At 62.4% G+C, this 13,020-nt stretch carries 14 protein-coding genes; 6 read left to right on the top strand and 8 right to left on the bottom strand.

Features of this window, described 5'->3' with window-relative positions; all coding sequences use genetic code 11:
• The first annotated feature begins 265 nt into the window (after positions 1–265).
• Positions 266–970, top strand: coding sequence for an SIMPL domain-containing protein (locus tag ACHMXK_RS14030; protein WP_397441173.1), 705 nt, complete (start codon positions 266–268; stop codon positions 968–970).
• 2 nt (positions 971–972) lie between these two features.
• Here the strand turns inward: ACHMXK_RS14030 and ACHMXK_RS14025 are convergent, their stop codons facing one another.
• Positions 973–1,419, bottom strand: a complete 447-nt coding sequence (locus tag ACHMXK_RS14025; protein ID WP_397441172.1) for a multidrug/biocide efflux PACE transporter — start codon at positions 1,417–1,419, stop codon at positions 973–975.
• A 125-nt stretch (positions 1,420–1,544) separates the two neighbouring features.
• Between ACHMXK_RS14025 and ACHMXK_RS14020 the strand changes: the two genes are divergently transcribed.
• From ACHMXK_RS14020 to ACHMXK_RS14005, 4 genes are all read left to right on the top strand, one after another.
• Complete coding sequence (locus tag ACHMXK_RS14020; RefSeq protein ID WP_397441171.1) at positions 1,545–2,417, top strand: LysR family transcriptional regulator; 873 nt, start codon at positions 1,545–1,547, stop codon at positions 2,415–2,417.
• 177 nt (positions 2,418–2,594) lie between these two features.
• A complete protein-coding gene (locus ACHMXK_RS14015) occupies positions 2,595–3,443 on the top strand; it encodes an N-formylglutamate amidohydrolase (RefSeq protein WP_397441170.1) in 849 nt (282 codons plus the stop codon).
• A 129-nt stretch (positions 3,444–3,572) separates the two neighbouring features.
• A complete protein-coding gene (locus ACHMXK_RS14010; protein WP_397441169.1) occupies positions 3,573–3,974 on the top strand; it encodes a YkvA family protein in 402 nt (133 codons plus the stop codon).
• A 52-nt stretch (positions 3,975–4,026) separates the two neighbouring features.
• Positions 4,027–5,142 (top strand): NAD(P)/FAD-dependent oxidoreductase, encoded by a 1,116-nt coding sequence (locus ACHMXK_RS14005; protein ID WP_397441168.1) that lies wholly within the window; start codon positions 4,027–4,029, stop codon positions 5,140–5,142.
• A 3-nt stretch (positions 5,143–5,145) separates the two neighbouring features.
• Here the strand turns inward: ACHMXK_RS14005 and ACHMXK_RS14000 are convergent, their stop codons facing one another.
• From ACHMXK_RS14000 to ACHMXK_RS13970, 7 genes are read right to left on the bottom strand one after another with little or no spacing between them, the layout of a single operon-like run.
• Positions 5,146–6,123 (bottom strand): D-2-hydroxyacid dehydrogenase family protein, encoded by a 978-nt coding sequence (locus ACHMXK_RS14000; protein ID WP_397441167.1) that lies wholly within the window; start codon positions 6,121–6,123, stop codon positions 5,146–5,148.
• A 22-nt stretch (positions 6,124–6,145) separates the two neighbouring features.
• Complete coding sequence (locus ACHMXK_RS13995) at positions 6,146–6,610, bottom strand: Bug family tripartite tricarboxylate transporter substrate binding protein (protein WP_397441166.1); 465 nt, start codon at positions 6,608–6,610, stop codon at positions 6,146–6,148.
• Positions 6,586–7,188, bottom strand: a complete 603-nt coding sequence (locus ACHMXK_RS13990) for a Bug family tripartite tricarboxylate transporter substrate binding protein (RefSeq protein WP_397441165.1) — start codon at positions 7,186–7,188, stop codon at positions 6,586–6,588. Before ACHMXK_RS13990 ends, ACHMXK_RS13995 begins: the two co-directional genes overlap by 25 nt.
• Positions 7,189–7,238: 50 nt before the next feature.
• Complete coding sequence (locus ACHMXK_RS13985; RefSeq protein WP_397441163.1) at positions 7,239–8,099, bottom strand: alpha/beta fold hydrolase; 861 nt, start codon at positions 8,097–8,099, stop codon at positions 7,239–7,241.
• 28 nt (positions 8,100–8,127) lie between these two features.
• A complete protein-coding gene (locus ACHMXK_RS13980) occupies positions 8,128–10,215 on the bottom strand; it encodes an acetate--CoA ligase family protein (protein ID WP_397441162.1) in 2,088 nt (695 codons plus the stop codon).
• Positions 10,216–10,220: 5 nt separating this feature from the next.
• Positions 10,221–11,036 (bottom strand): enoyl-CoA hydratase/isomerase family protein, encoded by an 816-nt coding sequence (locus ACHMXK_RS13975; RefSeq protein ID WP_397441161.1) that lies wholly within the window; start codon positions 11,034–11,036, stop codon positions 10,221–10,223.
• A gap of 28 nt (positions 11,037–11,064) precedes the next feature.
• The gene (locus tag ACHMXK_RS13970; RefSeq protein WP_397441160.1) at positions 11,065–12,057 is read right to left on the bottom strand and encodes a tripartite tricarboxylate transporter substrate binding protein; all 993 of its coding nucleotides are present in this window, start codon (positions 12,055–12,057) and stop codon (positions 11,065–11,067) included.
• A 161-nt stretch (positions 12,058–12,218) separates the two neighbouring features.
• On the opposite strand from ACHMXK_RS13970, the gene ACHMXK_RS13965 reads away from it, so the two are divergent.
• Positions 12,219–13,013, top strand: coding sequence for an IclR family transcriptional regulator (locus ACHMXK_RS13965; protein WP_397441159.1), 795 nt, complete (start codon positions 12,219–12,221; stop codon positions 13,011–13,013).
• Positions 13,014–13,020 lie beyond the last annotated feature (7 nt).

Genomic DNA, 13,020 nt, shown 5'->3' with positions numbered 1-13,020 from the left:
ATCGTAATTTGTAACAGAGCAATTTTGAGGGCCAAAAAAAGCAGATCCCCGTTTTTGGGGGCATTTTGACACACTGTTACAGATGTTTCGGCTGCAATCAAGCCAGACAAGCTACAGAGGCGGAGCGCAGCCTAAGCTTGCGTTGGCGGATGACGGCAACTAGCGGCAAATGCTGACAGCCTGGGCGGTCAAAAGCGGCTATCTTCGCGCCTTGTCGCCGGGCTTTAACCAAAAGCCTGTTTATTTATTCCATGGAAAGCCAGACTTGAAAAACACGAAAAATTTGATTGCAACTTGCGTCTTGCTGGCCTGCAGCACCGGCCTGTGGGCCCAGAATATTCAGCCACCGCTGCAAAACGTGGCGCAGTTGTCGGCCAATGGTTCGGTGGAGGTGCAGCAAGACCTGCTGAGCATCGCCATGAGCACCACGCGCGACGGCACGGATGCCGCCACGGTGCAAACCCAGTTGAAGCAGGCGCTGGATGTGGCGCTGAGCGAAGCCAAAAAAGCCGCGCAACCGGGCCAGATGGACGTGCGCACCGGCAACTTCAGCTTGTATCCGCGTTACAGCAAGGACGGCAAGATCAACGGCTGGCAGGGCCGGACCGAACTGGTGCTGGAAGGCAAGGATTTCCCGCGCATCACAGCCACGGCGGGCAAGATTCAGACCCTGACCATGGGCAGTGTCAGTTTTGCCTTGAGCCGCGAGCAGCGCGCCCGTGTCGAGGGCGAGGCGCAAGCCCAGGCGATTGAGCGTTTCAAGGCCAAGGCCTCGGAGATCGCCAAGGGTTTTGGGTTTTCCAGCTACACGCTGCGTGAAGTGTCCATCAACGCCAACGACCAGGGGCCTATGCGTCCGCGCATGATGGCCATGGAAGCCAAGGCCGCGATGTCGGACTCGGCCATTCCGGTGGAAGCCGGCCTGAGCACGGTGCTGGTCAACGTCTCAGGCTCGGTGCAGATGAAGTAGCCTCAGGCGGCCGATACCTGGCGGCTCCTGCGCGCGATGATGACGGCGCGCAGGTGGTCATAGCCCCAGTTGAAGACAAAGGTGTAGGGCAGGAAAAACAGCACGATGCCGATGTCCAGCACAAACGCTTCCCACAGTCCGATGTCCAGCCACCAGGCGGCCAGGGGCACCACGGCCAGGATCAGGCCGATCTCGAACAGCACCGAATGCACGGCGCGTGCGCCCAGCGTGCGTTTGAAGCCCAGGCGGCGCTGCGCCCGGTCAAACACGCTGTTGAACACCATGTTCCAGGTCATCGCGATCAGCGAAATCATCAGCGTCAGCAAACCCATGTGGGCCAGCGAATAATCCAGTAGCCAGGCGCCCAGGGGCGCACAAATGGCGATGGCCAGCACCTCGAAAACAAGGGCGTGGAAAAAACGTTCTTTGACTGATTTCTGGAGACTCATGGCTAACTCTGGATGGGTTGTTGGATGTAATGGCTCTATTTTTATCGATTATTTGGATAGGTTAAAATCAATAACCATCTAAAAAATAGATGGATGAGCCGTCAAATCATCTTATTTACTCCTCCATGCGCCATTCCCCGGAAGCCCTGACCGCCTTTGCCGAAGCCGCCACCCTGGGCTCGTTTTCGGCCGCGGCGCGCAAACTGGGCAAAAGCCAGTCCACCGTCAGCAGCGCCATCGCCAACCTGGAGATTGATCTGGGGCTGAACCTGTTTGACCGCAGCAGCCGCAAGCCGGCGCTGACCGAACATGGCCGGGTGTTGCTGGGCAAGGTGCAGGAGATCCTGGCCGCCAGCGACCGGCTGGACCTGACCGCCAGCCAGCTGGGCGGCGGGCTGGAGGCCAAACTCAGTGTGGTCTGGTCGGACACCTACCAGTCCGACCGTTTTGAAGACATGTTGCTGGCCTTCGAGCAGCGTTTTCCCGACCTCGAATTTGAATGCCTGATCGCCGAACACGGCGACCTGGTCTCGCTGGTGCAAACCGGCCGCGCCCACATCGGCGTGGTGGGGGCGCAAGGCATGTACCCGCCCGACATCGGTTCGGCCACGATTGCCGAGCAGTCGGAGATCACGCTGTTTGTGGCCAGCACCCACGCCCTGGCCGGCATGAAAGACGTCACACCCGACGTGTTGGCGAATTTTCGCGAGCTGCGGCTGGACACCTACCTGGGCCGCGCCGACCAGGTCATGCCCGCCGCACGACGCTCCTGGTCGGCGCCCAGCTACCTGATGTTGCTGGAAATGGCGGTGCTGGGTTTTGGCTGGGCCGCGATCCCGCGCTGGATGGTCACACGTTTTGCGCAGGGCACCCTGCATGAGCTGGATGCACGCGGCTGGCCACAACGTGTGCCGGTGGATGCCGTCTGGTCGCGGCAGCGCCCACTGGGCCGCGCCGGCACCTGGTTGCTGCAGGAGATGCTGGCAGCACCTGTTTAGCCCGGTTCTTAAGAAAAATACGGCCCTGGCCCAGATGGGGCGGGCGCAAGCAGCTATTGGTTTTATAGCGACTCCAGACGAACCATCCCCCGGTGGCGTTTTTTCCTCATCCCTGTTCTGGTTGGATCAATAACCTGGACAGGCCGATTCTTCCCCGACCTGGTCACAATCCAAGCCATGACTTCTTCACTTGTTCGTTCTTTGCCCGGCACCACCCCGCTGGTGCTCGATTCTCCCCACAGCGGCAGCGCTTACCCCGAGGACTTTGCCTTTGATTGCGCGCTGCCAACGTTGCGCCGTGCCGAAGACAGCCACGTCGAAAAACTTTACGACTTTGCCCCCGCGCTGGGTGCCGGCTGGGTCGAGGCGATTTTCCCCAGCAGCTACATCGATGCCAACCGCGACACCGCCGAGATCGATGTCAGCCTGTTTGACGAAGCCTGGCCCGAACCCGTGGCCACCGATGCCAAGGTGATGAGCAAGGTGCGTTTCGGCAAAGGCCTGATCTGGCGTCTGGCCGAGGGTGACGAGCCGATTTACCAGCGCAAGCTCAGCGTGGCCGAAGTGCAGGCGCGTATCGCCAGCTGCTGGGTGCCTTACCACGACGCAGTAGCCAATGCCATCGACACGGCGCACGCGTGCCACGGCTACAGCATTCACCTCAACTGCCACGCCATGCCGGCGACAGCACTCAGCCAGGGCAGCGAGTTTCCGGGCGAGGCCCATGCCGACTTTGTGGTCGGCACGCGCGACGGTTCCACCGCCAGCGAGCCGCTGGCCCAACTGCTGTGTACGCACCTGACCAGCCTGGGTTACCGCGTGGTCTACCACCCCAACAAAGGGGTGGAACTGGTGCGCCGTTACGGCGAGCCGGCCGAGCAGCGCCACAGCATCCAGCTTGAAGTCAACCGCAAGCTTTACATGAACGAAGAGACGCTGGCGATGAACGACGGTTTTGCACCGCTGAAAACCCATCTGCAATCCCTGGTGCAGTTGCTGCTGCAAACCGATCCGCGCACCTTGTAAGCGGCTGGACGGTGGACGGCACGTGTCTGGCGACATGGAAAGTGAAAATCGCGACAACGATATGACCTTGTTTGACGCAGGTCATGAAAAAATCCCGCGTGGCATAGTCTGTCGTGGAGGGGGCTCAAGGTGTCTGTCGCTGATCGGTTGAGAAGATGGGCAAAGAAAATCAAGCGCGATGGCGTGACGCTCTGGTTTGCCGTCCAGGACCCTTTCGTTCCTTGGTACGCCAAGGCCTTGGGCATTTTCGTCGTGGCATACGCCCTCAGTCCCATCGACCTGATACCGGACTTCATTCCCGTGCTGGGCTATCTTGACGATGTGATCCTGCTGCCCGGCTTGATCTGGCTGACGATCAGGATGATCCCGGCGCCTGTTCTCGCAGACTGCCGTGATCGCGCTGACCAATGGATGAAGACCCAAGGCAACAAGCCGAGCAGTCGCGCCGGCGCTGCTTTCATCGTGGCCATCTGGATCGGCGCCACTTTTGCACTTTGGCACTGGGTCATCGGGCCGTGGCTTGGCGCATGAACGTCAACGACCGACAGTTCATGTGGTTGAAAATTTTGAGAAGGAAGCTTGAATGGAGCAAGTCGATTGCGTCGTCATAGGCGCGGGCGTGGTCGGCCTGGCGGTGGCGCGTGCGCTGGCGTTGCAGGGCCGCGAGGTGATCGTGCTCGAAGCCGCCCATGCCATAGGCACGGGCACCAGTTCGCGCAACAGCGAAGTGATTCATGCCGGTATTTATTACCCGCAAGGCTCGCTCAAAGCCCGTCTGTGTGTAGAAGGCAAGCAGCAGCTCTACGCCTACTGCGCCGAACGCGGCATAGGCCATCAGCGCTGCGGCAAACTGCTGGTCGCGACCAGTCCCGCGCAGGCTGCGCAACTGCCCGCCATCCAGGCCCAGGCCGCTGCCAATGGCGTGAACGACCTGGTGCTACTCACACGCGAGGAGGCGCAGGCCATGGAGCCGTCACTGGCCTGTGTGGCGGCACTGCATTCGCCCAGCACAGGCATTGTGGACAGCCACGCGCTGATGCTGGCGCTGCAAGGTGATCTGGAACATGCCGGCGGGTTTGTCGCCTTTAATTCGCCTCTAGCCCGCGCTGAATGTTCGCAAGCAGCGATCACTTTGGTAGCGGATGACGGCACGGTGCTGGTCGCCCGCAGCGTGGTGAATGCCGCCGGCCTGCAGGCGCCGGCGCTGGCGCAGTATTTCCAGGGGCTGGATGCGCAGTTTGTGCCGACGCCTTATTACGCCAAGGGCAATTACTTCACCCTGTCCGGTCGCTCGCCCTTCAGCCGCCTGATCTACCCGGTGCCCGAACCCGACAGCCACCTGGCCGGACTGGGTGTGCACCTGACCCTGGATCTGGGTGGCCAGGCCAAGTTTGGCCCCGACGTGCAGTGGGTGGACTCGCCCGATGACCTGCAGGTGGACCCGGCGCGCGGCGATGCGTTTTACGCCGAAGTCCGCAAATACTGGCCAGCGCTGCCCGACGGCGCGCTGATCGCCGGTTATGCCGGCATTCGCCCCAAAATCCAGCCGCCAGGCGCACCCGCCAAAGATTTTGTGATCCAGGGGCCGGACCAGCACGGCGTGCCTGGGCTGGTCAATCTGTTCGGCATCGAGTCGCCCGGGCTGACCAGTTCACTGGCGATTGGCGAGTGTGTGCGCACCCTGCTTGACCAGGCGTAACGGTTACCGCCGCAGCTGTTGCATGACCTCGGGGTTGACGAGGCCGGTAGACCGGCCGGCGGCGAAGTGATTGATATGCTCAAACGCCAAGCCAAAGTAACGCTCGTAGTTGTCGGTTTCGACATAACCAAGATGCGGCGTGCAAAGCGCATTGGGAAGTTGCAGCAGCGGGTGGGCTGCGCCAAGCACGGGCTCGTTTTCATACACATCGACCGCGGCAAACCCAGGCCGGCCAAGACGGAGCGCCTGCGCCAATGCGCCCGGTGCGATCAATTCGGCCCGGCTGGTATTGACCAGCAATGCGCTGGACTTCATGCGGGCGAGATCCGTTTCACCCACGATGCCCTGGGTGTCGGCATTCAGGCGCACATGCAGGCTGATCACATCGCTGTCTGAAAAGAAGGCGTCGCGTGAAGGCGCGAGTTCAAAACCATCCGCCTGGGCTTGGGCGCTTGACCCGGCACGCCCCCAGACCCAGACCCGCATGCCGAAGGCCCTGCCATAGGCTGCAACCTGTTGCCCGATGCGGCCGTAGCTCCAGATGCCCAGGCGCTGGCCCTGTAGCTGCTGCCCGATCGAGCCTTGCCAAAGTCCGCCGCGCAGCCGGTTCGCTTCTGCGACGAGATTGCGACGACTTGCCATGATCAGTGCCCAGGTCATCTCTGCGGTGGCCGATCCGGTGCCGCTGCCTTCGGCGACCGCAATGCCGCGCTGCGTACATGCAGCCAGGTCCACGTGCCCGGCGAGTTTTCCGGTCTGGCTGATCATCTGGAGATGTGGCAATTGATCCAGCAATTCAGCCGTGATGATGGTGCGTTCACGCGTCAGGACAATGGCTTGCGTATCGGCGAACCGCGCCGCCAGCGTGTTGATGTCCTTGACCGTGTCGTTGAACACGGTCACGTCGTGATCCGCCAGCGCAGCAAAGCACTTGAGATGGCGGACACAGTCCTGATAGTCGTCCGGGATGGTTATGCGCATGGGTAGGTGGTGTTTGAGGTTGCTACTCAAGTTTGATCTTCAACTGCTCGATCGTACGTTTCCATTGCGCCAAGTCTTCCTTGATCAATGTGGCGAACTCATTCGGCGGCATCCCCCCCGGTTCGATGCCTTGCGCAAGGAAAATCTCGCGGACTTCCTGGCTGTCGAGCGCCCGCTTGGTCTCGGTGTACAGCCTTTGAATGATGGCCGGGGGGGTGCCTGCCCGTGCCAGCAGTCCGTACCATGCCCGGATGTTGAAGCTGGGGTAGCCTTGCTCGGCAATACTGGGTGTATCTGGCAGCACCGAAATGCGCTTGGCCGGGGCGATGGCCAGCGCCCGCAGCTTGCCGGCCTTGATCTGCGAAAGGGCGGAGCTCATGTCCAGAAACATGAACTGGATCTGGCCGCCTAGCAAATCTTGCACGGCAGGACTGGCTCCGCGGTAGGGAACATGCGTCACGTTTATGCCGGCGATTTGAGCAAACATGGCGCCCGCCAGGTGGGCGGAGGTTCCATTGCCACGCCCGCCAGGTGGGCGGAGGTTCCATTGCCAGAGGAGCCGTAGGCCAGCGTGCCGGGCCGGTCTTTTGCCATGGCGACCAGATCCGCAAGTTTTTTGGCCGGAAAGTCCGGTCGAACCACCAGTGCATGTGGGATGAACCCAACCACCGTGATCGCGTCGAAATCCCGCGCCATGTCATAGGGGTAATTGGGCATGAGTGCCGGGTTGGTGACGGAGAGGATGGACGGAAACACCAGCGTATAGCCATCCGCCGGGGCTCTGGCCACCTCACCCAGTGCGATGACACCCCCGCCACCGGATTTGTTGTCAATGATGACCGGTTGACCCAGACCCTGTGACATGGTTTTGCCGATAGCGCGGGCCATCAAATCAGTGGGTCCACCCGGTGCAAATGGCACAACGATGCGCAGTGGCTTGGTCGGAAAAGACTGTGCCTGCGCACTGCCCGGAAAAAATGTGGCCAGGCTTGCCAATGCCGGACTGGCCAGCGCGGCTGCCAGTGGCTGCATGAATTCGCGCCGGCTCTGGTGGGGAAATTTCATTCTTGTCTCCTGGTTGTGATGATTCGGTAACACGATGGTTATTCAGCAAACTACGCTGCGTCCAGCCAGCCGAGCAGCATGCGGTTGATCTCATCGGCCTGTTCGTACTGCACCCAGTGACCCGCACCTTGCACGATGTGTGCTTGGCGCCTGGGATAGCCTGCCGTCAGGGTCTGTGCCACAACGCCGGGCTCTGCCGTCACGTCGTGTTCACCCCAGGCGAGCAGCAGCTCGCTGCCCTGTTGATCGAGCGCTGCGCTCAAGCCACCTGCCTGGGAGATGTTTTTGCTGCGAAATAGCGCACGCCGACACGAATCGGTGTGCACGCGCATGGCCAGTGCGTCAATCTGTGCCGGATCGTGCACCATGTGCATGGCCAGGTTGTGACGCATGCAGGCCGCCAAAGCCGCCTCGTCTGCCGCTTTTTGCCAATTCATCAGTTTGCCGCGGGGGCGCCGCTGTCCAGCATGGCCCCCGGGCCCGAGCAGTGCCAATCGGCGGATCATCTGCCGTTGCGCGGCCATATGGGCCGCAACCAGGCCGCCAAAAGAAAACCCGACCAGGTCGATCAGGGTGTTGGCTCCGACCAGCGTATCAAGGCTGGCCAGCGTTGCGTCGAGCAGATTCTGCAGACCAGCGGAGCCGGCGTCATCCGAGTCACCGTAGCCGGGCAGGTCGGGCACCCAGACAGTAAAACGCTGGGCCAGCGTCTCGATGTTGCGCACCCAGTGCAGCCAGCTGCCGTGGCCACCGTGCACCAACACAAGCGGGGGGCCCTCGCCGAAACGGCGCCAGCAAATGTGGCGGCCTTCGAACTCCAGGCTGTGCCGTTGTGCCCGGGCCTCCAGGCGAGCGATCAAGGCGCGCGCCTGTTCGTCGCTTTCGACCGCCTGATTGGTCGGAATCAGCAAGTCAAGCGCCACCGCGGCCGACCTCATCTCAGGCGCCCAGCACGACGACACCGTCGGCTGCCTGCACACCCTGGCCTTGCGGAAAAACGAACAGCGGATTGATCTCGGCCTCAATCAGGCGGCCACCCATCTGCGCCGCCATCTGCGAGAAGGCCACGATCGCCGAGACCAATGCCTCCACATCGGCCTTGGGGCGACCGCGGAATCCGTCGAGCAGAGGCCAGGTCTTCAGTTCCTGGGCGAGCGCCAATGCCTCGTCGCGGCTCAACCCGCCCTGTGCCGGCAGCAGCCGCATGGCCGTGTCCTTGAAAAGCTCGGCCGTGATGCCGCCCATGCCGAGCAGGATGGCGGTCCCCAGCGGGTCCCGGTGCAGGCCGAGAATCAGTTCGGTGCCACCCAATGCCATTTCCTGGACCAGGAATCGCTTGGGCGTGACGCCAGCCCTGACCTCGACTTCGGTCGCCATCGCCATCAAGCGTGCGCCCACCTGATCCGGACTGATGTTGACGGCCACGCCGCCGATATCGCTTTTATGGGTGATTTCTGCGGAAAGAATTTTCAGCACCACGCGGGTGCCGAGTGCGCTTGCGGCATGCTCGGCTTCCTCAGGTGTCGAGACGGCTGTTTCGCGTACGCCCGGCACGCCGAAGCGCGCGAACAGGGCCTTGGCCTGGGCTTCGTCCAGTGAGCCTGCAGGCAAGTCGTCTATCGAGACCTGCACAGGGGCAACACCCGTTGCGACAGGCGCTTTCCAGCGGGCGACCTGCAACATGCCGTCGAGGGCAACGGTGCAGCTCTCGGGCGCAGTGAATGCCGGCACGCCACGCTGGTTCAAAAGGGCCGTCACGTCCGGCGCATGGGGACTCACGAAGGCTAGGACCGGCTTGTCGCTGGTGTGCAGGCAATCCTGGATGGCGTCGGCCATCAGCTCCGGCATCGCCAGACTGGAGGAGCCGACGATGATGATGAGCGCGTCATAGCTGGGACTGTCGAGCAAGGCCTGGATGGCACCGCGCAACAAGGCCGGCTGCAGACCGGCGAGCGTGACGTCGATCGGATTCCGGTCCAGTGCGGCGTGGTCGCCGGTTTGCAATGCACGCAGCCGGGCAGCGGTGACCACGTCGGGCGCCGACGTCTCGAAGCCCGAGACACCCAGGCTGTCGGAGACCAGCGTGCCCGCGCCTCCGGTGGAGGTCAGAATGGCCACGCGTTTTCCTGCCAGTACGCGCTCCGTTGACAGGGCCGCCGGGATGTCCAGCAGGTCGCTGAAGTTCTGGGCCCGTATCACGCCGACCTGTTTGAACAGTGCGTCGTACATGCGGTCTGCACCAGCGAGCGCGCCGGTATGCGAGACGGCCGCCTGGGCGCCGGCCTCGGACCGGCCAATCTTGTAGACCACGACCGGCTTGCCTGCGCGTGCTGCCTTCAGCGCGGCCGCGCGGAATTTGTCGGGGTTGCGCACGCTTTCGACATACAGCGCAATGACTTTGGTGGCTTCATCGTCGGCGAGGTAATCGACGAAGTCGGCCAGTTCGAGATCCACCTCGTTGCTGGTTGAAATCAACTTGGACAAGCCGATGCCGCGTGCCGCGGCACGCGAGAGCAGGGCGCCCAGGATGCCGCCGCTTTGCGACACCACACCGATGCAGCCCACCGGAAAATGCTCCATCGCCAGGGCGCCGCTGGCCGACAGCGGGATGTTGTCGCTTAGGTTGACCAGGCCGATGGTATTCGGTCCGAGCAGACGCATGCTGCCGGCTGCCTCCATCAATTGCTGCTGCCGGCGCGCGCCTTCCTCGCCCGTTTCGGTGTAGCCGCTGGCCAGCACGATGGCCGCAGCCGTCCCGCGCCGGGCCAGCTCGCCCACCGCCAGATGCGCGCGCTCAGCGCCGAGCAGCACGATGGCGACATCGGGCACCTCGGGCAAGGAGGCAATGTCCGGATAGCAACGCAGGCCGTCGATGCTCTCAACGCGCGGATTGACCGGGTAGATGGCGCCGCTGAAGCCATGCTTGCGCAGGTAGGCCACCGGACGACCAGCGGTTTTGTTCAGGTCCGCAGACGCGCCGATGACGGCCACGCTGCGCGGCTTGAGGAGACGGGAGATGGCATCCATGTCGCTTAGTCCTGGCTGGGGCGCTGCGGCGTGTTCTTGTCGCCGCTCTTGTTCAGAAATGCCATCACGGCGTCACGGTGTTCGCTGCTCGTGTAGCAGATGCCCTGGGCCTGGCTGCCCTGGGCGAACACCTGGTTCGCCGACAGCTCGAACGTCTGGTTCAGGATGGTCTTGCCCAGGGCCAGCGCGGTCGCGGAACCCTGGCTTAGCTCGGTGGCCCAGGCCTGCGCGTCGGCCAGCAGGGTTTCGGCGCTGCTCATCCGGTCGGCGATACCGAGGCGAAGCGCCTCATCGGCGTTGACCTTGCGACCGCTGAAAATCAGTTCCTTTGCCTTGGCGAGACCGACGCGGCGAGGCAGAAAGTACATGCCGCCGCCGTCCGGAATCAGGCCGCGGTTGATGTAGGACCAGGTGAAGCTGGCAGCTTCGCTGGCGATGATGAAGTCGCAGCTCAGGGCCGTGTCCGCACCCAGGCCCGAGGCGGCACCGTTGACCGCAGCGATGGTTGGTTTGGGCATGGTGTGCAACAGCGACACGGTGTGGTGCACACGCTGCTGGCGGCTCCAGCCGTTGAAGCCCACCTCGCCGATCGGCGCCTGCATGCGCCGCTCCATGCCGGCAACGTCACCGCCTGCGGAAAAGCCCTTGCCGTTGCCGGTGAGCACGAGTGCGCGGATCGATTTGTCGTTGGCGACGTGTTCGAGCGCGACGATGAACTCGGTGCGCATGTCGTCGCTCATGGCATTGCGCTTTTCCGGGCGATTGAAGCAGAGGGTGGCAATCCCGGATTGAACCTGCAGATCGATCAAATGGGTGTTCATGTCAAAAATCCTTGCAATGTTGGTGGCCTCAGTCGACCGTGATGTTGTTTTCCTTGACCACTTTGCGCCAGCGGGCTTCTTCGGCGCGGACATAGCGGTCCAGTTCGGCGGGCGTGCCGGCGCTGATGACGAGGCCTTCATCCTCGACCCGCTTGCGGAAGGTGTCCATCTGCACCGCTTTCCTGGCCGCGGTGTTCAGGGCTGCGATCACCTCATGGGGTGTGCCGGCAGGCGCATACAGGCCATACCAGCTGTCGGCGGCGTAGCCGGGTACGTTGCTCTCGGCGATGGTGGGTACGTTGGCGAGTGCCGGCGAGCGTTCGACTGTCGTGACCGCAAGAGCGCGCAGTTTGCCGCCATCCAGGAAGCTGCCAACGGCGGCAGCCGTGGCGAACATCATGTCCACCTGCCCGCCGAGCAGGTCGGTGAGTGCCGGGCCGGCGCCGCGGTAGGGCACATGGGTCAGATCGACCCTGGCGAGGTTCTTGAAGAGTTCACCCGCCAGGTGCGCCGATGTGCCATTGCCCTGGGACGCAAATGTCAGCGTCTTCGGCTTGGCCTTCGCGGCGGCGATGATGTCCTTGACGGATTTGTACGGACTGTCTGACCTGACAACCAGCACGTTGGGTGAACGGCCGATAAGCATGATGGGGGCAAACGCCTTGTCCGTCGCGTAGGGGAGTTTGGGCTGGAGGCTCGGATTCAAGGCATGCGCAAACGTGGCAATCACGATGGTGTAGCCGTCGGGGGGACTCTTGGCGACCAGGTCACTGCCGATGATGGTGCCTGCACCCGGCTTGTTTTCGATAATCACCGTCTGGCCGAGCTCCTGCGACATGCCGGCGCCCAGCGTGCGGGCGATCAGATCCGTCCCGCCTCCGGGTGCGAACGGCACAATGATGCGCACCGGTTTATCCGGATAGACGGCTTGGGCCAGGGACGGTGCAAGGCAGCTGGCCGCGGCAAAAATGGCCAGGACGGCCTTCAGCTTGTTGATGGTCGACGTGAGGTGCTTCTGCATGGAATGTCTCCCGGTTTGCAGTGAGTTTCAGGTGTGGCTTGTGATTAACAGGCGTCCTGTTGGCTGGCGTTCTTTCCGAGGCCAGTTTAGGCAGTAAACTCGCGGAGCGCACCCCATCCAATTCCATCTGATGGAATTGATATCAAGGCGCGGTAATACCGATGAAGAGTTCACCCGAGACGCCGCAGCGACATGCGCGGCTGGAGCAGCCGGCCCAGAACCGTTCGCTGGAGCGTGGCGTCGAGATTCTGCGGGCCTTCCGTCCGGGAACCGATTTGCTGGGCAATGGGGAGTTGGCCGAGCGCACCGGTTTGTCTCGTGCAACGGTGAGCCGCCTGACCCAGACACTGGTCGGGACCGGATTGCTGGAGCACGACCATTTGCATCGCGCCTATCGCCTTGCCGCGCCCGTGCTGAGCCTGGCGCATGCAATGCGCTCGGGTTCGCCCGTACTGCAAGTGGCGGCGCCCATGATGCGCAGCGTTGCCGAAAAGCTCAAGGTCAACGTCGGTCTGGCGGTGGCCGATCGCGATGAGATGGTGTACCTGGAATCGGTTCGCTACAACCGAAAGGTGTCCTTGCGCAACGTCGTGGCGGGTCAGCGGGTTCCGATCGAATTGACGTCCTTGGGCCGAGCCTATCTGGCGGTGGTGTCGGATTCGCAGCGGCAGGTCCTGATGGCGCAATTCAAGGCGCGTCGCCTGTCGGGATGGCGGGAGCTGGAGCGCGAGATCACGGAAGCCATCGACAACGTTCGCCGGCAGGGCTACTGCGTCGCGTCATGGCAGCCGGAAGTGGTTGCCCTGGCAACACCCATCGTCATGGACGATCACCCTGTTTACATTCTCAACATGAGTGTGACAAGCCAGGCCCTGCAGCAAGTTGTCATCAGCGAACTGAGTTCGCCCTTGCTGGACCTTGGCCTGCAAATGCGTGAAATGATAAGCCGGCTTTAGTGCGGAG

The sequence above is a fragment of the Polaromonas sp. UC242_47 genome (assembly GCF_044452385.1).
GTDB lineage: Bacteria > Pseudomonadota > Gammaproteobacteria > Burkholderiales > Burkholderiaceae_C > Polaromonas.
The sequence above is the reverse complement of the archived record's forward strand: the minus strand, read 5'-3'. Positions and strand labels throughout refer to the sequence as shown.